At 32.7% G+C, this 24,269-nt stretch carries 18 protein-coding genes, 2 pseudogenes and 1 riboswitch; of the genes and pseudogenes, 1 reads left to right on the top strand and 19 read right to left on the bottom strand.

What is annotated here, in order from left to right; translation table 11 throughout:
* Window positions 1-70: 70 nt before the first annotated feature.
* Complete coding sequence (locus G4D72_RS01255; protein ID WP_166075767.1) at window positions 71-1,378, bottom strand: ABC1 kinase family protein; 1,308 nt, start codon at window positions 1,376-1,378, stop codon at window positions 71-73.
* Window positions 1,379-1,393: 15 nt separating this feature from the next.
* Entirely contained in the window at window positions 1,394-2,071 is a 678-nt protein-coding gene (locus G4D72_RS01250; RefSeq protein ID WP_166075766.1) for a TetR family transcriptional regulator C-terminal domain-containing protein, read from the bottom strand.
* A gap of 291 nt (window positions 2,072-2,362) precedes the next feature.
* Between G4D72_RS01250 and G4D72_RS01245 the strand changes: the two are divergent.
* A pseudogene (locus G4D72_RS01245) lies at window positions 2,363-3,016 on the top strand (ATP-binding cassette domain-containing protein); the annotation flags it as partial.
* A 129-nt stretch (window positions 3,017-3,145) separates the two neighbouring features.
* Here the strand turns inward: G4D72_RS01245 and G4D72_RS01240 are convergent.
* From G4D72_RS01240 to G4D72_RS01160, 17 genes and pseudogenes are all read right to left on the bottom strand, one after another.
* Window positions 3,146-3,541, bottom strand: a complete 396-nt coding sequence (locus G4D72_RS01240; protein ID WP_166075765.1) for a tetratricopeptide repeat protein — start codon at window positions 3,539-3,541, stop codon at window positions 3,146-3,148.
* A 288-nt stretch (window positions 3,542-3,829) separates the two neighbouring features.
* Window positions 3,830-4,273 (bottom strand): hypothetical protein, encoded by a 444-nt coding sequence (locus G4D72_RS01235; protein WP_166075764.1) that lies wholly within the window; start codon window positions 4,271-4,273, stop codon window positions 3,830-3,832.
* A gap of 159 nt (window positions 4,274-4,432) precedes the next feature.
* Entirely contained in the window at window positions 4,433-5,389 is a 957-nt protein-coding gene (metF, locus tag G4D72_RS01230) for a methylenetetrahydrofolate reductase [NAD(P)H] (RefSeq protein WP_166075763.1), read from the bottom strand.
* A gap of 70 nt (window positions 5,390-5,459) precedes the next feature.
* A complete protein-coding gene (gene metH, locus G4D72_RS01225) occupies window positions 5,460-8,135 on the bottom strand; it encodes a methionine synthase (RefSeq protein WP_166075762.1) in 2,676 nt (891 codons plus the stop codon).
* A 177-nt stretch (window positions 8,136-8,312) separates the two neighbouring features.
* Entirely contained in the window at window positions 8,313-9,338 is a 1,026-nt protein-coding gene (locus tag G4D72_RS01220) for a homocysteine S-methyltransferase family protein (RefSeq protein WP_166075761.1), read from the bottom strand.
* A 101-nt stretch (window positions 9,339-9,439) separates the two neighbouring features.
* A riboswitch (SAM riboswitch) is annotated at window positions 9,440-9,546 on the bottom strand.
* A gap of 149 nt (window positions 9,547-9,695) precedes the next feature.
* A pseudogene (locus G4D72_RS13620) lies at window positions 9,696-11,234 on the bottom strand (ACT domain-containing protein); the annotation flags it as partial.
* A gap of 47 nt (window positions 11,235-11,281) precedes the next feature.
* Window positions 11,282-12,265 carry an alpha/beta fold hydrolase gene (locus G4D72_RS13615; protein ID WP_166075759.1) on the bottom strand — a complete coding sequence of 328 codons (984 nt, stop codon included), beginning with the start codon at window positions 12,263-12,265 and terminating at the stop codon, window positions 11,282-11,284.
* A 542-nt stretch (window positions 12,266-12,807) separates the two neighbouring features.
* The gene (locus G4D72_RS01205; protein WP_166075758.1) at window positions 12,808-14,253 is read right to left on the bottom strand and encodes a TSUP family transporter; all 1,446 of its coding nucleotides are present in this window, start codon (window positions 14,251-14,253) and stop codon (window positions 12,808-12,810) included.
* Window positions 14,246-14,992, bottom strand: coding sequence for a DUF2490 domain-containing protein (locus G4D72_RS01200; RefSeq protein WP_166075757.1), 747 nt, complete (start codon window positions 14,990-14,992; stop codon window positions 14,246-14,248). Before G4D72_RS01200 ends, G4D72_RS01205 begins: the two co-directional genes overlap by 8 nt.
* Window positions 14,989-16,635 (bottom strand): NADPH-dependent assimilatory sulfite reductase hemoprotein subunit, encoded by a 1,647-nt coding sequence (locus G4D72_RS01195; RefSeq protein ID WP_166075756.1) that lies wholly within the window; start codon window positions 16,633-16,635, stop codon window positions 14,989-14,991. The genes G4D72_RS01200 and G4D72_RS01195 overlap by 4 nt, the downstream gene beginning before the upstream one ends.
* A 39-nt stretch (window positions 16,636-16,674) precedes the next feature.
* Window positions 16,675-18,345 carry a diflavin oxidoreductase gene (locus tag G4D72_RS01190; RefSeq protein WP_166075755.1) on the bottom strand — a complete coding sequence of 557 codons (1,671 nt, stop codon included), beginning with the start codon at window positions 18,343-18,345 and terminating at the stop codon, window positions 16,675-16,677.
* Window positions 18,335-19,153, bottom strand: coding sequence for a uroporphyrinogen-III C-methyltransferase (cobA, locus tag G4D72_RS01185; protein ID WP_166075754.1), 819 nt, complete (start codon window positions 19,151-19,153; stop codon window positions 18,335-18,337). Before cobA ends, G4D72_RS01190 begins: the two co-directional genes overlap by 11 nt.
* Window positions 19,154-19,231: 78 nt before the next feature.
* Window positions 19,232-20,143 carry a cysteine synthase A gene (gene cysK, locus G4D72_RS01180; protein ID WP_166075753.1) on the bottom strand — a complete coding sequence of 304 codons (912 nt, stop codon included), beginning with the start codon at window positions 20,141-20,143 and terminating at the stop codon, window positions 19,232-19,234.
* A gap of 81 nt (window positions 20,144-20,224) precedes the next feature.
* Window positions 20,225-21,040 carry a serine O-acetyltransferase EpsC gene (epsC, locus tag G4D72_RS01175; protein ID WP_166075752.1) on the bottom strand — a complete coding sequence of 272 codons (816 nt, stop codon included), beginning with the start codon at window positions 21,038-21,040 and terminating at the stop codon, window positions 20,225-20,227.
* A gap of 1 nt (window position 21,041) precedes the next feature.
* Window positions 21,042-22,274 (bottom strand): sulfate adenylyltransferase subunit 1, encoded by a 1,233-nt coding sequence (locus G4D72_RS01170; protein ID WP_166075751.1) that lies wholly within the window; start codon window positions 22,272-22,274, stop codon window positions 21,042-21,044.
* 93 nt (window positions 22,275-22,367) lie between these two features.
* Entirely contained in the window at window positions 22,368-23,273 is a 906-nt protein-coding gene (gene cysD / locus G4D72_RS01165) for a sulfate adenylyltransferase subunit CysD (RefSeq protein ID WP_166075750.1), read from the bottom strand.
* 46 nt (window positions 23,274-23,319) lie between these two features.
* Entirely contained in the window at window positions 23,320-24,015 is a 696-nt protein-coding gene (locus G4D72_RS01160; RefSeq protein ID WP_166075749.1) for a phosphoadenylyl-sulfate reductase, read from the bottom strand.
* Between the last annotated feature and the right edge of the window lie 254 nt (window positions 24,016-24,269).

The raw sequence follows: 24,269 nt of genomic DNA, 5'->3' as shown, positions 1-24,269 counted from the left end.
AATTAAAATTTTATAACTCGTAGCTAATCATTTAAGTTAATTTTATAATTTTACAATTAATAGTGTAATTCTAATTTAAATATTTTTCAAAATCGTTAATCCTTACTTTTGCTTTGATATCAAACATTAAATTGTATAAGCCAAAAAATGTACGATTCACATATATGAAATGTTTAGAACCTCTGTTTCCGTTCATTTTTCTTAATGTTTTATCGTTTGCAAACTTTTCACTTAAAACTGCAATTTGCGCTTGAAATTCAGGTTGTGCAAAATCGAAAATTTCGGATTGAATAGGTTGTGTAAATACGCTTAACAATTCATGGAACATTTCTGTAAAAAATTCCAATTCTTTAGGTTTATCAGTAGATTTTAGGATTTCTAATTCGAACAATTTTTTTGTAAAATAATCCATATTTTTCAATGATTCTGGTGTAGAAACTTCAAAATAAGGTACATAAAAATCATTTGGAATTTCTTTCATACAACCGAAATCAATCGCAATTAAATTATCGTTTTTATCTACTAAAAAATTTCCAGGATGCGGATCGGCATGAAATTTTTTCAATTGATGAATTTGGTACATGTAAAAGTTCCATAAGGTTTGCCCCACTTTATCGCGTTGTTCTTGACTTGCATTACTAGAACAAAATTCAGACAAATGGATTCCGTTCATCCAATCCATGGTTATAATTTTATCTGACGAAAGTTCAGGATAATAATGTGGGAAAAGTAAATTCTCAATTTTCTCACAATCTTGAATCACTTTCATCGATTGCGAAATTTCTAATTTATAATCGGTTTCTTCCGTTAATTTGTCTTCAACTTCTTGAAAATACTCGTCTGATGTACCTTGTAAATTAAACATTCTTATTGCAATGGGTTTCACCAAAGCAATATCAGATCCAATACTTTCGCGAATGCCTGGATATTGAATTTTAACTGCTAATTCTTTTCCATTTTTCTTCGCTTTATGCACTTGACCGATACTTGCAGCGTTTATAGAATCAGGAGAAAATGTATCAAATAATTCTTCTGGATATTTTTTAAAATACGTTTTAAAAGTTTTACGAACTAAAGGCGCTGACAAAGGCGGAACAGAAAATTGCGACAACGAAAACTTATCTGTATAAGATTGCGGCAACAAGTTTTTTTCCATGCTTAACATTTGTGCCACTTTTAAAGCACTTCCTTTTAGTTCTTTTAACCCATCATAAATATCAGTAGCATTATTTTCGTGCAATTTATCTTTAGTTAAAGACGGATTGATTACTTTTTCGCCATAATATTTTAGGTAATTTCCTCCAACTTTCACTCCAGTTGTAACTAATTTTGTTACACGCTCTATCTTTCCTGTTGGAATACTGTCTATTTTTTTCATTATATTTTGTTGAATTTATGATTTGGAAAACATGCCATTCATTTGTTCTTTCCATAAAAATTTTCCAAAATCAACAATACTTTGAGTTGGAATATTATAGGCTAAATCGAAACTTGCTTTTACTGATTTTTCAATGAAGATGTCTGTTTTTTCAAAATTGGCCGATTCGTCTTTCATCCAAAAATTGAAAATCGAAAGAAATTGCAACCAAGAAGCTTCTTGTAAAACTTTATCCTGAATTTTCACAACCGTTTCTTGTTCAATTTTAATCGGTTTGTCTAAAACGGTTAATGCATAATCTAAATATACTTCTCTAAGTTTTGATAATTTCCCTAAGTTTTTCATTGCATTTTTATTCTCTTTTAATAAATGCATGATAAAACTTCTGTTGGCAGTTGCCATTTCGAAAAAGGTAAAGTAAAAAGCAGACAATTTATTGGCACTGTCATACGTTTGAAAAGCTTCATTTTTTTCTAGTAATTCAAGTGTATAAGTAAACATAGATACAAAATATTGCTTTTCTAAAAACTCAAACGAAGCAAAAAACTGATAAAAATCGCTTTCATCCATACCATTTAGTTTGGCGAATTCGTATACAGAATTTGGTTTTTTACCATGAGTTAAACAATAATCTGTGTAAGCAGAAACAATTAAATCTTCTGAAATTGTTTTCTTTTTTTTTGGTGCAGCCATATCATTCTAATTTTGTTTAACAAATATACAAAAAAAGTAAACAATAAAATCAATATTAACTAAAAATTATTAATTAAAGAATTGATTTAAATCATAAGGTCACATAAAAGTTGAGTCAAAAATTAGAGGTTCTACTTTAATTTAATACTAATTATCATCTTTGAAACATAAATTTTCAAATTCAGAAAAAATATAATTTGTGAATTTTTAGCAAATCTGCGAAAAGCAATAAAAATTAAATTATTTATATCGAACTCCTATAATTTTATTATTTTTGTTGAAAACAAGATTATGTCGATAGAAGTAAAAAAAATTACTAAAACTTACGGAACTCAAAAAGCGTTAGATAACGTAAGTTTTTCTGTAAATAAAGGTGAAATTGTAGGTTTTTTAGGTCCGAATGGTGCTGGAAAATCGACATTAATGAAAATATTGACTACCTATTTAACAGCAGATGAAGGCGAAGCTACAGTTAATGGTTTTGATGTAACTACAGCACCAAAAAAGGTACAACAATCGGTTGGATATTTACCAGAACACAATCCGTTATACTTAGATTTATATGTTCGAGAATATTTAGAGTTTAGTGCAGATGTATATCAAACAGAAAAATCTAGAATTCAAGAAGTTATTGAATTAACTGGTTTAACTCCAGAATGTCATAAAAAAATAGGAGCGCTTTCTAAAGGTTATCGTCAACGTGTTGGATTAGCAACAGCATTATTACACAATCCAGATGTTTTGATTTTAGATGAGCCCACTACAGGATTAGACCCAAATCAGTTGGTTGAAATAAGAGAACTAATTAAGAATATTGGAAAAAACAAAACCGTATTTTTATCTACACATATTATGCAAGAAGTGGAAGCGATTTGTGATAGAATTATTATAATTCACAAAGGTCAAATTGTTGAAGATGCACAATTAGCTGATTTAGGAAAAAATTTAGAAAAAGTTTTTAGAGAAAAAACAAAAACACTTTAGATGTTAATTGTATAAAGTTTTATTTGAATGAATGAAACCCATTATAAAAAAAATATCTTCATTTCTGAAGATATTTTTTTTAAAATAAAACTAATTTTTTTCTTGGTAAGTAATGTATTTATTTCTTAATCGTGTAAAATCGTTATACAATTCTGCAATAGTTATAGAAGATAAATCGGCATCTAAAACTTTACTATAAATAATATCTTCTTCTGTTAATCCGAATTTTTTTATTGATTTTTTTAATGTTTTAACTGCTTTTTTGGTCTCATTATTTTTGTAATAGCAATTGGCCATTTCGAAATAAATTTCTTTCATCTCGGCATCTGTAGCAGTTTTTACAACCTCGTTATAAGATTTAATGGCCTCAGAATATTCTTTATTTAATGCATACTGTCTGGCTTCTGATAAAAGCAAATCTTTATCTTTAGCAATTGTTATTTGGCAAGCAAATAGCATAACGAATAGGTAGGTAATTTTTCTCATAACACATTTGGTTTTGAATTATATATCTAAAATTAGGCATATTAATTTTACCCACCAAATTTTCACTTGTCGATTATATGTGTTTTTGAACGATAGGAGTTTGCATTTCGTCGATTATTTTGACTATTCATCAATATTTGTAAATCTAAAGATGAAACTTTGAATAAAAAACAGCATTTAATTCAAAAAACAAACAATCTGATAAAAATGCAAAAAATAAAAAAAAAACAAATACCTCATTAAATTCTTACAAACTTAATGAGGTATTCTTAGTAATATGTAAAAAAATTATTTACTTTTCAATTCCACTACGTTATTTTCAACATAAATATCAACATTATTTAATCTTTTAACAAATTGCTTTCTTAAAGCTGTGTATTCTGGATAAATATCAGCCCATGCAACTTCAAACAATTTTTTATCCAAAACTGGACTAGTTTCTAAATCTTCTTTGGTAACTCCGTATTTCGAAATCGTTTCTTTTATTACCTTGAAAGCCATATAGTTGTTGTTATCTAAAAAATAACAATTTGCTACTTCGAAATATACATCCTTTAAATTAACTGCTTCATTTTTAAACATCTTAATATAAGAAACATATTCTTTTATGGCTTTGTCGTAATTTTTATTTTCTTTAGATTCTCTTGCTTGATTAAGGACAACGTCTCTGTCATTTGAATATCCTAACTGAAATGATAAACTCAAGATTAAGATGATTACTAATTTTTTCATTGTTTAGAATTTAGGGGTTTTATTTACAAAGCAAAATTATATAAAACTTGATTTGGGCTCTAATTTAATCGACACAAACACAAAAAAAACGATTAAATACAATTTAACCGTTTTTAAGCACAACTTATAACATCTTAATTTACAATGCTTTACAAGGTGTTAAAATATTTTACTAGCAATAGCTTTGATATTTTCGGCTTTACCCATTGAGTAATAGTGCAATACTGGAATTCCAGCTGCAACCAATTCGGCGCTTTGTTGAATACACCATTCAATTCCGATTTGCTTCACAGCTTCGTTATCTTTTGCTTTTACCACTGCCATAATTAAATCGTCTGGTAATTCTAAACTAAAACGATGTGGAATTAAATTCAATTGTTTTTTTGTAGCAATAGGCTTCAAACCAGGAATGATAGGAACAGTAATTCCAGCTGCTCTGCATTTTTCTACAAAATCGAAGAATTTTTTATTATCGAAAAACATTTGCGTAATGATGTAATCGGCACCATTTTTAATTTTCTGTTTTAAGAAATGAATGTCGCTATCTAAACTTGGAGCTTCCATGTGTTTTTCGGGATAACCTGCCACTCCAATACAAAAATCGGTTTTAGAAGAATTTTGCAAATCAGCATCTAAATAAATCCCGTTATTTAAATCGTGAATTTGAGAAACCAATTCTGAAGCAAAAGCATGACCTTCTTTTTCCGGTTTGAAATAAATTTCACTTTTAACCGCATCACCTCTTAGCGCTACCACATTATCAATACCCAAGAAATCTAAATCTATTAATAAATTTTCAGTATCTTCTTTGGTAAAACCACCACATAAAATATGCGGAATGGCATCTACATTATATTTGTTTTGAATTCCGGCACAAATACCAACTGTTCCGGGACGTTTTTTTACAATTTTCTTTTGAAGAAGTCCGTTTTCTAATTCTTTAAATTCGTATTCTTCACGATGATAAGTAACATCAATAAATGGTGGATTGAATTCCATTAACGGATCGATACTATCAAAAATTGATTGAATATTTTGCCCTTTTAAAGGCGGTAATATTTCAAAAGAAAACAAAGGTTTTCCGTTGGCGTTTTCTATATGTTCGGTTACTTTCATCGTTTTATTTTGTTTCAAGTTTCAGGTTTAAGTTTCAGGTTTTTAAACTTTAATTCTGAAACAACTATTTTTAATCTGTTATGTTTGGGGCTAACCATTTTTCGGCTACTTCATTTGAAACGCCTCTTCTTTTAGCATAATCATCCACTTGATCTTTTTTAATTTTCCCTAATCCGAAATATTTACTTTCAGAATTGGCAAAATAATAACCAGAAACCGAAGCTGCTGGCCACATCGCCATACTTTCGGTTAATTTAACTCCAATATTTTCTTCCACTTTCAGAATTTCCCAAATGGTTGGTTTTTCTAAATGGTCTGGACAAGCTGGATAACCTGGCGCAGGTCGGATTCCTTTATAATTTTCTTTAATTAATTCGTTATTGGATAAATTTTCATCTGAGGCATAACCCCAAATTTCTTTACGAACTTGTAAGTGTAAATATTCTGCGAAAGCTTCTGCTAATCTGTCGCCTAAGGCTTTGGTTAAAATCGAATTATAATCGTCTAATTGACTTTCAAATTCTGCTGCTTTTTCATCTACACCAAAACCAGTTGTAACACAAAAACAGCCAATATAATCTTGTTTGTTGCTATCTTTTGGCGCAATAAAATCAGCTAAAGCCAAATTAGGAGCGCCTGCTGTTTTTTGTGATTGTTGACGTAACGTTAGAAATTGAAAATTAGAAGTTGGAAGTTGGACTTCGATATCATCATCATTTACTGTATTTGCTGGAAATATTCCTAAAATACCTTTCGCTTCAAACCATTTTTCTGAAACGATTTGAGCAAGCATTTTTTGAGCATCTTTGTATAAGTCTGATGCTTGTTCCCCAACAACTTCATCAGTTAAAATAGCAGGAAATTTCCCAAATAATTCCCACGATTGAAAAAACGGCGTCCAATCGATAAAATCAACTAGTGCAGAAAGTTCCACCTCAACAATTTTTGTTCCTATAAAATTAGGTTGTATCGGTTCGAAAGCGTCCCAATCGATTTTGAATTTATTTTTTCGAGCTTCTTCAATGGTCAGAAAATTTTTCTCTCTGGCTCTGTTCAAATAGCCTTCACGTAACGAATCGTATTCCTCTTTTAATGCTGATGAAAAATCAGCTTTAGTTTCTGAATTCAATAAATTAGAAGCGACAGTTACAGCTCGAGAAGCATCATTTACATGAACTACTGTCGCTTGATATTCTGGAGCAATTTTCACAGCCGTATGCGCACGTGAAGTAGTCGCACCACCAATCATCACTGGAATTTTGATATTTAACTTATCCATTTCTTTAGCCAAATACACCATTTCATCTAACGATGGCGTAATTAATCCACTTAAACCAATAATATCAACATTTTCCTTAACAGCGGCTTCAATAATTTTTTCTGGCGGAACCATCACACCTAAATCGATGATTTCGAAATTATTACACGCCAACACTACCGAAACAATATTTTTACCGATATCGTGCACGTCTCCTTTTACGGTAGCCATTAATACTTTTCCGGCTGACGAAGAAGCGGTGTCGTCTTTTTCTGCTTCAATAAAAGGTAATAAATACGCCACGGCTTTTTTCATCACACGAGCAGATTTAACTACTTGTGGCAAGAACATTTTTCCACTTCCGAATAAATCGCCCACTACATTCATTCCGTTCATTAAACTGATTTCGATGACTTCGATAGCTTTCTTAGCATGTAATCGGGCTTCTTCTACATCAATTTCAATAAATTCATCAATCCCTTTTACTAAAGAATGTGTTAATCGTTCTTGAACTGATTCATTTCGCCATTCGGCAACCGCTTTTTCGTTCGACTTGATATCGCCTTTGAAACTTTCGGCTAAGTCTAATAATCTTTCAGTAGCGTCTTCTCTTCTATTTAAGAGCACATCTTCTACATGCTCTAGTAAAACCTTATCAATTTCATCGTAAATTTCTAACATTTCTGGATTTACGATTCCCATTGTCATTCCATTTTGAATGGCATGATATAAAAAAGCTGAATGCATCGCTTCACGCACTTTATCGTTTCCGCGAAAAGAAAACGAAACATTACTTACTCCGCCCGAAATGTTAGCATACGGCAAGTTTTCTCGTATCCATTTTGTGGCTTGGAAAAAATCTAGAGCATTTAATTTATGTTCGTCCATTCCCGTAGCAACAGGGAAAATATTTGGATCGAAAATGATGTCTTCGGCTGGAAAACCGACTTCGTTGACTAAAATATCATAACTTCTTTTACAAATCTCAATTCTTCGTTGATAGGTATCAGCTTGTCCGACTTCATCAAAAGCCATAACAATTACAGCTGCACCATAGCGTTTGATTAATTTAGCATGATGAATAAATGTTTCTTTTCCTTCTTTTAATGAAATAGAATTTACAACAGCTTTTCCTTGCACAACTTTTAAACCTGCTTCGATGATCTCCCATTTCGAGCTATCTATCATAACAGGAACACGAGCAATATCTGGTTCGGCAGCAATTAAATTTAAGAATTTTGTCATCGCATAGACGCCATCTAACATGCCTTCATCCATATTGATATCGATGATTTGCGCGCCACCTTCAACCTGATTTCTAGCAATATCCAATGCCTCTTCATAGTTTTCTTCTTTAATTAATCGAAGAAATTTACGAGAACCCGTTACGTTTGTTCTTTCACCCACATTTACGAAAATCGACTCTTCGGTAATGAAAAGTGGTTCTAAACCTGAAAGTTGTAAATTTATTTTATTATTTCTTGACATCTTTTTCTACGCTTGTACTTTTTAATTAAAGTACATTATTTATTTTCCTATAATTTTCAGCAACTTCCTTCCAGAAGATTTTGCTTTGCTTATAATATTTTTTAAATTTTAATATCGTTTTTTTCATGATAGACTTTTTACCATTCATTTAGAATCATAAAAAGCTAAATGAATTTTTTAAACAGATTTTCTAGGTTGAAATTCGGCTGCAACCTCAGCAATTAATTGGATATGCTCTGGAGTCGTACCACAACAACCACCAATAATATTAACTAAATTATCTTGCAAATATTCCCGAATAAGTACTTGCATTTCTTTTGGTGTTTGGTCATATTCTCCAAAAGCATTTGGCAAACCTGCATTAGGATGTGCAGAAATATTTAACTGCGTATGATGTGCTAATCTTTTCAAATAAGGTTTTAGTTGATCGGCTCCTAACGCACAATTGAATCCCACACTTAATAATGGAATATGTTGAATGGAAATCAGAAAGGCTTCTACGGTTTGACCAGATAACGTTCTACCAGAAGCATCTGTAATCGTTCCTGAAACCATGATGGGAATATCTAAATTCCGTTCTTCTTTGACTTCTTCAATGGCAAATAATGCAGCTTTTGCATTGAGAGTATCGAAAATCGTTTCTACTAAAAGTACATCTGAACCACCATCAATTAGGGCATTGACTTGCTGTTTATACGCAATTCTTAAATCGTCAAATGTTACCGCACGATATCCTGGATCATTTACATCTGGCGACATAGAAGCGGTTCTGTTGGTTGGTCCGATAGAACCTGCTACAAATCTTGGTCGCTCTGGATTTTTGGCTGTAAATTCATCCGCTACTTCTCTAGCAATTTTAGCCGATTGATAATTTAATTCGTAAACCAAATCTTCCATATGATAATCGGCCATACCAATAGTAGTTCCAGAAAATGTATTCGTTTCTACAATATCAGCACCAGCTTGAAAATACAAACGGTGTACTTCTTTAACGGCTTCGGGTTGGGTTAACGACAACAAATCGTTATTTCCTTTTAAAGGATGCGGAAAATCTTTGAAACGTTCGCCACGAAAATCTTCTTCTTCAAATTTATTGCGTTGCAACATGGTTCCCATAGCGCCATCTAACACAAGAATCCTTTCCTTAATGGCTTGGTAAATAGTACTTTTTTTGGTTAAAGCTGCTGTGCTCGTATCTGACATTTTGTTTTTTTTAAAGTATAAATTATAGCAAGTGTACACGGGCTAAATTGTAGCGAGTGTAAACTTTATATTGGTATCAGCGAAAAGTGGTGAAAATTTTCTGGTTATCTGTTTCCGATTAAAATCGAAATAGAATGTAGCACCTTCTACAAGCGTAGGGTTGCTAAGGTTTCGCAGGGTCTAATCCCTCCACCTTTCGTGATAACAATCATTATGCTTATGAACGATGCAAATGTAATAAAAAAATGTGAAATAGAAATATTTTCTATTTATTAATTAAATAATCACAAAAAATAGTTTTTTAATCACAATTAGCACATAAAAAAAGAACAAAAAACTAAAAAAACGAATTTTAAGTTATTTTTTATCAATAATTCTTAGAATATCTCCAAAAACTCCGCGAGCAGTAACTGACGCACCCGCACCTGCACCTTGAATTACGATTGGTCGTTCTCCATACGATTCGGTATAAATTTCGAAAATGGAATCGGAGCCTTTTAATTGACCTAATGCTGAGCTTTCTGGAACTGAAACTAATTTCACCTGTAACACTCCTTTGTCTTGTTGCAAATCGCCAGATAATTCTCCGATATAACGTAACACATTTCCTTTTTCTTGGTTGTCTTTTATTGTTTTATAATGAAAATCCAACAACTTTAAATTTTCTAAAAAATTGGAAGTCGTTAAAGTTCTTAATTCGACTGGAATTAAATTTTGAATCTCAATTTCACTCAATTCATTTTGTAAATCTAATTCGCGTGCTAAAATCAATAATTTTCTGGCCACATCATTTCCACATAAATCTTCACGAGGATCGGGTTCGGTAAAACCTTGTGCTATGGCTTCTTTCAACACTTCACTAAAGGGTTTGTCTTGTACAGAAAAATGATTAAAAATATAACTCAAAGTTCCTGAAAAAACACCTTTAATCTTTGTAATATTTTCTCCTGAAAGATGCAATAATTGTATCGTATCAATTAACGGCAAACCTGCACCTACATTAGTTTCGTACAAATAATTTTTCTGGTTAATTTGTAAAGCCTTTCTAACATCTTTATAAAAATCATAACTTAAAGTATTGGCAATTTTGTTAGAAGATACTACATCGAAACCATTTTCAATAAGTGTTACATAATTTTCAACAAAAACACTACTTGCGGTATTATCCACAGCGATTAAATTTTCTAAATGATTTTCTTTAGCAAATTGAATTACATCTTGAATGGTATAAGCTGCTCCATTTTTAATAATTTCCTCCTTCCAGTTTTCGTTTACTCCCGCTTTTTGAAGTACTAATTTGGTAGAATTCGCAATCGCAAATATATGCAGCTGAATTCCTTTTCTACCTTCAATATTTTTTGCAGATGATAACACTTGATTGATAAGCGTTCCACCTACTAAACCATGACCAAAAACAGCAATATTGATTTTTTTAGTTTGTCCGAAAATCTCAACATTAATCACATTCAAAGCGCGATTTAAATCGGTTTTCTTCACCACTAAGCTTACACTATTTCCTGTGATGATAGTATTGAATAAAATTGGTGTAATTTTATTCTTTATTAAAGCAGAATACAACTTATGAAAAGTACTCAAATCCTGACCCGTAATAGAAATAGCAGCGATATTTGTATCAACTGAAACCTTACTTACATCGCCAAAAAGTAGTTCTTTTGAAAATTCTTTTTCCAATCCCTGCAAAGCTTCTGTAGCCCTGTCCGAGTTAACAACGATTCCGATTCCTCTTTCCGAAGAACCTTGTGAAATGATACTTACACTAATATTATGGAGCGCCATAACACTGAAAATTCGCGCATCGATTCCTGCTTTTCCAAGCAAGCCTTTTCCTTCTAAATTTAGCAAAGAAACAGTATCTAAGACCGTTAATTCTTTTAATTCTTTGTACTTGATTGCTTTTTGTTCTGATTTTAAAATTGACATAATTAAGTTGTGTGTTTTGCGTTAATAATTGTTTTTAAAATATAGTTTAATCGTTCATATTCTATCAAGAATGCATCATGACCATGAATAGAATTTATTTCATGATACGTAATGTTCTTTGTGAGATTGCTTAACAAATTATGTGTTTTGATATTTTCATTTGGAGCGAAAAAATAATCGCTATTAATCGCTATTTGGTGAATTTTTGTATTGCTGCTTAGTATGAAATTTTGCAAATCTTTTTCCGAATAACTTTCACCAATAGTCTTTAAAAGATGATTCATTAATTTGTAGGCACTTAATTGAAATCGACCTGCTAATTTTTCGCCATGATGCAGCAACCAGGATTCAACCTTATAACTATCCTGATTGCCATTCTTTTCTGAGTTAAATTTCGCGGTTAACGATTCTGGTGTTCGATATAAAAGCATCGCATGCAATCTGGCATCATGAATTGGATTGATTGAATGATTCAGAATCGCATCTTGTACTAAAACATTTCCAATTAGCCAATCATTAGCTTTCCAATTTGTGGCAATGGGAATAAGATTTTGAATAGATTTTGGTTTTATAAAAGCCATTTCCCAAGCGATAGCACCGCCTAAACTACCACCAATGACTGCAAAAAGTTGTTCTATTTTTAAATATTCTAACCCTTTCCAAAAGAGAGACGCGATGTCTTTAGTCGTAAAACTTTTATAGTTTTCAATTAAATTCTCAGGAATTTCATCGTACCCATTTCCTGGAATATTGAAGGCGATTATGGTAAATTTTTGGGGATCTATTACTTTATTTTCCCCCACAACTTCTTTCCACCAACCGTTTTCACCAGCTACATTTGAATTTCCTGTTAATGCGTGATTGACAATTACTATTGGCGCCATTCCAATTGGCAAACCAAAAGTTTGAAAGGATAAATTGATTCTACAAACCTCACCAGATTGAAGTAAAAAATTTGATATTGTTATATTTTGTACTGTTTTCATTTATTTTAAACTATTGTTGTTTTTTTAAAACATTGCGCTTTTCCTTAATATTCTGAAACAAGTTCAGAATAAAAAAACCCTTTTGAACGTTTGCCAAAAGGGTTTTTAGTTGAACTAATACTAAGATTACATCTTCCGTTTTTGGCAATAGTTTTCACGCATACTAAACATTGTACGCATTTTCATTGTTGTGTAGTTTATGGTTTGGATTGTTTGTTTCATCTTTAAAATGTGTTATTTATAAAATCTGGTAAAAAAAAACCTCTACAAATTGCAGAGGTTAAATCTTATAACTTTTAAAATATTTAAAATCATACAATACTAGCCCGCTGCGAAAGGTTCCACATCATAAAGCGCATATTGTCAATTATTAAATTCATTTATATTGATTTTGATATGGCAAATTTAGAATAATTTTCTGTAAAATAAAAATTAGTAGATAATTTATCTAAATTTTATTATTTTGATGTTTAAAAATAGATTTTATTTCGTAAATTATATCTCTGAAGCAAAAATAATTCTATGAAACAGAAAAATTTAGTTTATACAATTTTCAATAACATTCTCAAACTAAAAACAATTACCAAAAACGCCACTAATAACATGGCCGTTTTTTGAGGTAATTTCCCAGTTAGTTTAGCTGCAATTGGCGCTGCGACAGCACCACCAATAATCAAACCAGCAATAATATACCAGTGACTTACTCCGATTGATGCAAAAAAGGTAATGGATGCGGCCATTGTGACAAAAAATTCAGCTAAACTTACTGTTCCAATAACATATTTAGATTTTTTACCTCTTGACAAAAGTGTTGATGTTACAATTGGTCCCCAACCACCACCACCAAAAGCATCTAAAAAGCCGCCAGCAAAACCTAACCATCCAGTATTTTTACTTTTTCTATTTGGAATTTGTTTTCTGATGGCGATTCTCAACAAACTAAACCCCATAATCATGGTATAAGTTGCTAAAACGCCATATGTAATTTTTTCATATTTATTGCCTAAATACACTAATAATAAAGCACCAGATACCGCGCCAATAACACCAGGAATAACCAACCAACAAAGTAGTTTTTTGTTTACATTCCCAAATCTGTAATGCGAAAAACCACTGATTCCGCTTGAAAACATTTCTGCTGTATGGATACTTCCGCTTATAGCTGGCAATTTTATCCCTAACAACATCATACTTGTAGAACATGTAATTCCATAACCTAAACCCACCGCACCATCTACCAATTGTGCAAAAAAACCAACTAATAACATTCCGAAAAAAACATTTGGAACTTGGCTTGAATATTCTTTAACTTGATCGATTGAAATTACACCTGAAAGTCCGTATCCAAAGAAAATAGCAAAAAATAAAAGCGTTAATTGAAACGTTAAATTTTTATATTTCTTTTTTTCTGAATTTTTCTTTTCAAATACGGCAGTAACTTCATTTAAAACGGCTAATTTTTCTTTAAAATCTCCTTTTTGTTGGTTTCTAAATGTATTCAACTGCAGAATAGTTTCATCAATTTCATCGGGAATAACTTCTGTGAAATATTCTCGCATTCTTTTGGCTAAAACAGGCGATTTCCCATTGGTAGAAATGGCAATTTTTAGATTCCCTTTATTTACAATCGAACCCAAATAAAAATCACATAAATCGGGTTGATCGGCGGCATTCACTTTAATTCCTCTTGCTTTGGCTAACTCACGTACTTCTTTGTTTACCTTAGGTTGATCAGTTGTAATAATTACAAAATCTTTATGTTCTAGGTCTGCCACTTCAAAAGGGCGTTCAAAACAAGTAATAGTTGAATGTATCTTAATTATTTCTCTCAACTTAGGATGCAAAAGCGGCGCAACAATTACGATATGAATGTGCGGATTTTGCTTTAATAAGGTTTCTGTTTTTTCTAAACCGACATTTCCGCCACCAACAATTAAAAATTGTGCGGTTTCTGTTTTTAGAAAAACTGGAAATAATGTATTAGTCATTTTTTTTATTTTTAAAATAGATGTTATGGAAAATAGACAATCTTAAAATATCTCTATCATAAAAATCGGTTCCTGTTTTTTGTTGCTGAAACCAATTCATATATCCTAATTCTACACCATATGAATTATTTATTTTGTAATATAAAGCCGCATAAATTCTGTTTTGATCGAAGGTATTATTAACGATTTTATTTCCCATGTTTAGCATCAATTCATCTTTAACTTTTACTACTAACTCTTGATCTTTATTATTCTTCCAAAAAGAATAATCGAGACCTATTTGATAACGAAATCGAAAATTAGAAAAACGATATCCTCCAACTAATTTGTTGTTTTCCACATCATGAAAAAATCTTGCTTCTGCTTTATATCTGTGGTTAATGGTGATGAAACCCAATTTTTGTTTGTGATTAAATCCGATGTCCGGTCGTAATTCTGGAACAGTTAAATTGCTTTCAGAATTTGGATCATTCGGATTCTGCAAAAAAAACGTCAAACCTGCTGAAGTATTCCAATCTCCAGCTAATTTTCTCTCTAAATTCGACCTAAAAACCAATTGATGTTGACTTGTAGGATTGTAAAACTGACGCTGTTGAATTTCACTATTTACACTCCAATTTTCATTCCACTTAAATTGATTGTAATACCCATACCACATAAGTTGTTGTTTTTCTATTTTTTTTTGAGCAGCAACAACTTCTAAAAGCAACATAAATAGAAGTAAGACTAATTTTCTCATTTGTTCAAAATGGTTCTGTAGGCAAAATCTCCAAAGGTTTCCTGTTCTAATTTCTCATTTACATATTTTCCCAATAGCACATCTACTTCATCTAGAATTTGCGATTCGGTTTGTTTTTCTTTGTAAATAGTATTTAACCTTTGTCCGAATCTGTCGCCACCCAACATAAAATTATATTGTTCCGGACCTGTTCCTACAAAACCAAGTTCGGCCACATAAGGGCGACCACAACCGTTCGGGCAACCTGTCATTCGTATGGTAATTTCATCATTTGATAGTTGGTATTTGGCTAAAATGGGTTCGATTTTTGTAACTAAAACCGGCAAATATCTTTGTGCTTCTGCTAACGCTAACGGACAAGTTGGTAAAGCCACACAAGCCATTGAATTTTTTCGTAAAGCACTTACTTGTTTTTCTATGTTATGTTGTTGCAATAAGGCTTCCACACGAGCTTTTTTAGCAGCATCAATCTCGCCTAAAATTAGATTTTGATTTCCTGAAAAAATAAAATTATTGATGCCTAATTGCGCCAATTCGTACAAGAATTGCTTCAGTTCCGGTTTAACAACTCCGTGCTCTACAAACAACGTATAAAACCACTTTCCTTGGTGATTTTGTTCCCACCCAAAACGATCACTTCTTTCAGTAAAAACATACGCTCTTGCAGGTTCTAATTGAAATCCGATACGGCTTTCCAATTCTTTTTTAAAACCTTCCACAGTTAATTTATCTACTGTATATTTCAATCGAGATAATTTTCTGTCGACACGATTTCCAAAATCACGTTGTACCGTTAAAATTTCGTACACCGCTTTTAACGTTCTCTCTTCTGTATCTGTAAAACCAATGATAGTTCCTAAGCGAGAATACGTATTCGGATTTCCATGAGTGGTAGCCAAACCGCCACCAACAGCGATGTTAAAACCTTTCAGTACATTATTTTCGATAATGGCGATCAAACCGATATCGTTCGTAAACACATCCACATCATTACTTGGTGGAATAGCGATGGCAATTTTAAATTTTCTTGGCAAATAACGATCTTCATATAACGGATCGGCTTCAGAAGAACGTTCATAAATTTTTTCACCATCGATAAAAACCTCATAATACGATTGCGTTTTAGGCAAAAGCAAGGTTGAAATTTTATCCGCATACTCATAAATTTCTTGATGAATTGGTGAAATTTGCGGATGCGAACTCACAATAACATTTCTATTTACATCGCCACAAGCAGCAATAGAATCTAATTTTGCCGTGTTAAAAGCTTGAATAGTTGGTCGCAATTGATGTTTTAACAAACCATGTAATTGCACCGTTTGTCGGGTTGTAATTTTTAACGTTCCAGTTCCGTATTGCTCTGAAATTTCATGAGTTGCTAACCATTGTTCTGCTGAGATTACGCCACCTGGAATTCGCAAACGTATCATAAAAGAATACAATTTGTCTAATTTTTTTGCGGCTCTTTCTGCCCTTCTATCTCTATCGTCTTGCACATACATGCCATGAAACTTTACTAGGGTTTCATCGTCTGGACGCACACTTCCGGTGTGATTATCTAAATCGATACTTTCCTTTAAAGTACCTCTAAGACCATCGCTTTTGGTCTTTATATATTCTACTGCTGATAATTTTTCGCTCATTTTGTTTTTATTTTAAATGCGATAAATCGCTACGCTCCGTTAATACACGTCTTTTTGATATTTTCCTTGGTTTTCTAATGCTTCTAAAATTTGTTTGGCTTCAGCTTCTGAGACATTTCGTTCTTTTGCAATAACAGCAACAATCGCATTTTCTACATCTTGACTCATTGGATTCTTTTGTCCGCAGATGTAAATGCTGGCTCCGTTTTCTAACCAATTATTAAACTCTTTTCCTTTTTCTCTGATTCTATCTTGCACATAAATTTTTTGTTCTTGATCTCTTGAAAAAGCTGTATCCAATTTCGTTAACACACCTGTAGTAAGCCATTCTTGAATTTCTGTTTGATAATAAAAATCGTGCACGAAATGTTGTTCTCCGAAAAACAGCCAATTTTTCCCTTCGGCACCTCTAACGTCTCTTTCTGCTAAAAAACTTCTAAAAGGAGCGATTCCTGTTCCTGGGCCAATCATAATGATATCTGTATCTTCTGATGGTAGTCTGAAATTTTGATTTTTATGAATGTAAAATTCCACATCTGAATGCTGTGACAATTCAGCTAAAAATTCTGAAGCCAAACCTTTTTTTATTTCACCATTTACTGAAAACGTATTTAAATTTACTGTTAAATGCACCTGACCATCGTGTGCTTCTGAAGAAGACGAAATCGAATACAATCGTGGAGAAATTGGCAAAAGCAATGCAATTAGTTCTTCTAATTTTACCTTTTTTGGTTGGTATTTTTGGATGACATCTAACAGATTCGCTTTCTCTTCGGTAATTTCAATTTTGAACAACTTTGAAAAAGCTTCTAGTGATTTTTTTGATAAACCACGGATATTTTTGTCTTCTAAATCTGAATAGTTATTTTCATTAAAATACGCAGCGATAGCTTGAATTTCTTCTATTTTATTTTTCGGAATAATCCCTAAAGCATCGCCAGGTTCGTAACTAATTGCTTCATCCGATTCAATTTCGATGTGATAAGTTTCTTTATTAGAACCTATGTCATTTAAAACTACTTTATGACTAATTTTTCCGATATAATTTTTCTTTTGAGAAGAAGCTGTTGCAGGTGTTGGTTTTACTTCATTCGTTACATTCGAACCTAAATTCTGAAAGGCTTTTTGCAAATCCGATTCCCAGATTGAAACTGTTTCCGTAAAATCTACATCTGCTTTCACTAAAGGCAATAAACGTTTCGCCCCTTTTTCTGCTAACACTTCATCTAATAAAATTCCAGCATTACAAAACAACGGATAAGATGAATCACCTAAACCTAAAACGGCATAAGACAATTGATTTAAATGAACCGTTGAACTTTTAAGTTTTTCGTAAAACGACACGGCATTTTGTGGGAATTCGCCTTCGCCTTGTGTACTCATTATAAAAAGAACTACATTTTCTTTTTGTAGTTTATCCGCATCGTATTGCGAAACTTCGATGGCTTTGGCTTGAATTTTATTCTTTTTAAAAGAAGCTAATAAACCAGAAGCTACTTTTTTAGAATTTCCAGTTTCTGTTCCGTATACAATTAATGGTTTTACTGCTACTTGAGCCGTACTGTTTTTTTCTACAATTTCCGAAGTGCCTCCCAACCATTCTTTTGCATCTAAAAAACCTGAAAAATAGCCATTAGCCCATATCACTTCTTCTTTTGAAGCATTTTTGGTAAATTGTTGTAATAAAGTTAATTTAGTTTCAGATAGCATTTTGATACATATTTTTGTGATTATCGAAATAAGATTCGGTGGTATAATTTTCTGTGAACCATGAAAACTGATGGTGTAAATTCACCACTTTCCCAATGATTAATAAAGTAGGAACAAATTCAAAATTGGGTAAAGATTGTGTTTGTAAGCTTTCAAAAGAATACACAGAAGTTTTCTGATTTGGAGTTGTAGCTTGTTGAACAACTGCCATTCCTTTACTTGTTTCAATTCCGTTATTTAGTAATTGCTTTGTTAATACGTCTAAGCGTTGTCCGCTCATGTAAAACACCAAAGTATCTTCTGTAGTTGCCCAGTCTTTCCATTGTTTGGAATCCACAGTATTCAAATCATATAAGGTTAAAAATCGGACACCACGAGAATACGTTCTGGCTGTTAATGGAATACCGGTATAAGCTGCGGCACCAAAAGCAGCAGAAATTCCTGGAATGATTTCATAAGTAATCGCGTTCTTTTTAACGGCTTGTAACTCATCTAACACGTTGGAAAACAATGAGGCATCACCACCTTTTAGGCGAAGCACCAATTTACCTTGCAAAGCGTAGGCTACGAGTAAATCGTTAATGTCTTTTTGCGGTGTCCAGATGCCTTTAGAACATTGTTTACCCACATAAATAACTTCAGCCTCTTTTCGCGCATGATCCTCAATAAGTATGGGAGAAACCAATCGGTCGGTTAAAATTACATCTGCAATTTGCAGGTATTTTAATGCTTTTAAACTAATTAGATCGGGATCACCAGGACCTGCTCCTGCTAAAATCACCTTTCCTTTTTTATGTATTTGTATCATATTTCTCTTAAAATTTGGCATAGAAAGGGCTGTTCCGACCAATATCGGAAGACAAATTCTACAATAAATAATTGATTTTTAGAACAATCCTTCTATAGAAAGATAACGTTCACCCGTATCGTAATTAAACGTTAATACTACAGCTTCATCGGGTAATGTTGCTATTTTTTTGGCTACTGCCGCTAAGGAAGCACCTGTTGAAATTCCAACTAAAATCCCTTCTTGTTTAGCGATATTTCTGGTAAATTCAAAAGCTTCTTCTTTAGAAACTGGAATCACCTCATCGATAAATTCTGCATGATAATTTTCAGGAACAAATCCGGCTCCGATACCTTGTAGTGGATGCGGCGATGGACTTCCACCACTCAAAACCGGTGATAATTCTGGTTCCACTGCAATTACTTTCACATTTGGGAATTTCGCTTTTACTACTTTTGCTACGCCAGAAATATGTCCGCCCGTTCCTACTCCAGTTATAATATAATCTAGACCTTGAGGGAAATCGTTTAAAATTTCTTGTGCGGTAGTTCTTTGATGCACCACTACATTGGCTGGGTTTTTAAACTGAGAAGGCGACCAAGCATTTGGCGTTTCAGCTACCAATTCGGCAGCTCTTTCTATGGTGCCTTTCATTCCTTTTTCTCTTGGAGTTAAGTCGAAAGTTGCCCCATAAATTTCCATTAGTTTTCGGCGTTCTACACTCATAGATTCAGGCATAACTAAAATCACTTTATAGCCTTTTACGGCTGCCACTAACGCTAATCCGATTCCTGTATTTCCAGAAGTTGGTTCGATAATTACACTGTTTGGTTTTAATAAGCCTTTGGCCTCAGCATCTTCAATCATCGCAAGAGCAATTCTATCTTTTATACTGTTTCCAGGATTATTTCTTTCTAATTTTATAAATACATTTTTATTCGGACCGAATAGTTTGTTAATTTTTACAACTGGTGTATTTCCAATCGTTTCTAATATATTATTTGCTTTCATGTTATTTTAATTTCAAGTTTCAGGTTTCAAGTTATCTTAACCTATTCATTTATTTTGTTTTAAATTTTAAGTTTCAGGTTCTTAAATCACATAATTTAAGGCTTCTGGAAACTCGCTTTTCTTTTTAATTTCGATTTCACTTTTATGATAAACCAATGAATTTTCGGGAACAGAATGTGTTAACCAAACATTTCCCCCAATCACAGAATTGACTCCAATGGTAGTTTTTCCTCCTAAAATTGTAGCATTGGCATAAATCGTAACATTATTTTCAATGGTTGGATGCCTTTTGGCAGAAGTGTTGTCTTTTGCAACGGATAATGCGCCTAAAGTTACACCTTGATAGATTTTTACGTTGTTTCCAATTTTTGTGGTTTCACCGATTACGATACCAGTTCCGTGATCGATAAAGAAATTTTCTCCAATTTCTGCACCCGGATGAATATCGATTCCTGTTCTGCTGTGCACATATTCTGTGATAATTCTTGGAATAATTGGAATATTTAGTTTCCAAAATACATTAGCAATACGGTAAGCTGTAATGGCAAAAAAACCAGGATACGCTAACAAAACTTCTTCTTTAGACTTTGCTGCTGGATCAAAATTGACAATCGTTTCTAGGTCGTTAATAAGCACAAAATGAATTTGCTCTAAGCGATCAAAAAAATAATTTGAATTTACAATCACCTGATGCGTGTCGTCTGTCACTTTTGCTAAAACATCTTGCAACTGCAAGTGCAACAACTTTTCTTTATTTTGAAAAAACCTGTAATTATGATGCTCTTGATTGATGTCGAACAACCAATTTATCAAGGCATCAACCCAAATTTCAACCTGATTTTTGTTGATTGGGTTTTTGGTTCTTTCCTGATTTCTGATGTAAATAGAATAAGACATTTTATAAAAACATTAAAGCTGCTACGGTATTATTACTAGTTTCGTCAATTAAAATCGCATTACCCGATTTTGGATTTTTATCAAAAGCATCGTAAAACAAAGGCTGATTGGTTTTTAAACTAATTTGTCCGATATCATTTAATTTAATTTCCGTTTCTTTAGTAAATTCCCATTCGTTGATGTTCCATTTTTGGTTCACTTCTTGAATTTTCACACGAACATTTTTAAAACGATGTTTTAACAAATAGGTTTTTCCAATTTGTAATGGTTCATTGTCTAACCAAGAAATCCAAGTATGAATTTGTGTAGATTCTTTTGGTAATTGATGGTATAAAACGATAGCATCACCCCGACTGATATCAATATTGTTTTCAAAATGCAACACAATATTATCACCAGCTTTCGCTACTTGAACGCTTTCTAAATTCTTCTCAATTTTTACAATTTTAGTAGCCATATTTGCTGGCAAAACAATTACGGTATCTCCAACTTTATACGTTCCACTTAACACCAAGCCTGCATAACCGCGATAATCATGATGCGCATCATCTTTCGGACGAATTACCCATTGTACTTGAAATCTTGAGTCTAAATCTTCAGTAGTTTCAATTTCAATGGCTTCCAAGGTTTCTAATAACGCTTTCCCTTCGTACCAACTAGTACGTTCAGATTTTGACACAATATTATCTCCGATTAAAGCACTAACAGGAACATAATGAATTTCATTAAACAATAATTCTGATTTGATGGCTTCGAAATCCGTTTTAATTTGATTGAAAACCGTTTCAGAATAATTGAGCAAATCGATTTTATTAATCGCGATAATTGCTTTTTTTATTCCCATTAACGATCCAATACTTGCATGACGTTTCGTTTGTTCTGTAATACCTTTTCGTGCATCGACTAGAATGATAATGACATCGGAATTGGATGCGCCTGTAATCATATTTCTAGTATATTGTTCGTGACCAGGTGCATCAGCGATGATGAATTTTCTTTTCTTCGTTGAAAAATATTTGTATGCTACATCGATTGTAATTCCTTGTTCACGTTCCGCTCTTAATCCGTCTGTAATTAAAGACAAATCGATATCCACACCTTCTTGTTTGGTTTGTTTTTGCAACACCCCTAATTGATCGGTGTGAATACTATCCGAATCGTATAAAAGTCGCCCAATTAAAGTGCTTTTACCATCATCGACATTTCCTGCTGTTATAAATTTTAATGTGTTCATTTTTTTAGTTTCAAATTGTTTTTGTTTAATTCCGCTGCACTCCATTCTGTTCGGCTACGCCTCGGATCAAATTCCAGATTTCAAGTTTCAAGTTTAAAAATATCCTTGTTTTTTTCTGTCTTCCATGGCTGCTTCGGATAGTTGATCGTCTAAACGCGTTTGGCCTCTTTCACTAATTCTTGTTTGAATGATATCGTCTATGATATCTTGAACCGTTGTTGCTGTTGATGGAACTGCTGCGGTACATGTCATATCCCCAACCGTTCTGTAGCGTACTTTTTCGACAACTACTTTATCATGCTCTAGCGGTTGGATAAATTTTGAAGTAGCCACCAATTTGTCTTGGTGGACAATACATTCTCTTTCATGTGCGAAATATAAGCTTGGCAATTCGATATTGTATTTTTGAATGTAATTCCACACGTCTAATTCGGTCCAATTGCTAATTGGGAACACGCGAACATTATGTCCTTTTTTGACTTTTCCGTTTAAGATATCCCATAATTCGGGGCGTTGTAATTTGGGATCCCATTGTCCGAAATCGTCTCGAACTGAAAAAATTCTTTCTTTTGCTCTGGCTTTTTCTTCATCGCGTCGTGCGCCACCGATACACGCATCAAATTCATTTTCTTCGATGGCATCTAAAAGTGCGTAGGTTTGTAAGGCATTTCTTGAAGGAAAACGACCCGCAGTTTCCTTCAAATTGTATTTTTTAATGCTGTCTTCAACTGAAGCTACTATTAATTTTTCGCCAATTTGGTTTGCTAAATAATCTCTAAATTCAATCGCTTCAGGAAAATTATGACCGGTATCGATATGTACCAAAGGAAACGGAAATTTACCAGGTCGAAAAGCTTTTAAAGCCAAATGCACCAATACGATTGAATCTTTTCCGCCTGAAAAAAGCAAGGCTGGTTTTTCAAATTGTGCGGCTGTTTCACGAAGGATATAAATGGCTTCGTTTTCTAATTGTTCTAGATAATTATATTTCTGACTCATATTTTTTGTTTCGAATTGTTATTGTTTTAAGTTTTTTACCTTTTTTTTATTTATGTAATCCACATTCTTTTTTGGATTGCTCTTCCCACCACCAACGACCAGCTCGGAAATCTTCACCTGGTTTTATAGCTCTAGTACACGGCGCACATCCAATACTAATAAAACCTTCATCGTGTAATGGATTATAAGGAACAGCATTTTGTTTTAAATATTCCATTACTTCATCAGTTGACCAATTTAGAAGTGGATTGAATTTGAACAGTTGTTTTTCTTGATCCCATTCTATTTCATTTAACCCATTTCTGTTATTAGATTGTTCTGATCGTAAACCCGTAATCCAAATTGTTGCGTCTTCCAAAGCCCGATTTAACGGTTCTACTTTTCGAATGAAACAGCATGTTTTCCTTAAATCCACTGAATTGTAAAAAGCGTTAATTCCGTTTTCATTGATGTACCTTTCAATGGATTCTGAGTTCGGATAAAAAGCTTTTACTTTGGCATTGTATTGCAATTGTGTTTTATCCCATACCGAATAAGTTTCAGGAAAAAGTCGACCTGTATCTAATGTAAACACTTCAATATTTTCAATGTTTTGCGAAAAAATAGCGTGAGAAACAACTTGATCTTCCATTCCGAAACTAGTTGAAAACACTATTTTACCTGGAATTAAATTAGATATTTGTTTTAATTTTTCTTCTAACGTTTTACTTTCAGCTACTATTTTTAATAATTTTTCTTTCATTTTGATTTACTTTTAAATAAAAAAGCTCCTTCTATTTGAAGGAGCTCTTATACCTGTTTTGAATTATATTCATACCAAATTAGTGCTCCTTTTGGAAAAAGCAACCACAGCAAATTAAAGTTGAAACTGTATTATTATTTGATTTTGAATTCATTTTTTGGTTTGTATATGATTAAAAAAAAAGCCTCTGCAAAACAGAGGCTTTTAGCTATTTTATATATTTAAAATTAGGCAATAGGCTACTCTGTGGAAAT

The sequence above is a fragment of the Flavobacterium difficile genome (genome assembly GCF_011392115.1).
GTDB lineage: Bacteria > Bacteroidota > Bacteroidia > Flavobacteriales > Flavobacteriaceae > Flavobacterium > Flavobacterium difficile.
Note: the sequence above shows the minus strand (reverse complement) of the source record. Positions and strands in the feature narration are given on the sequence as shown.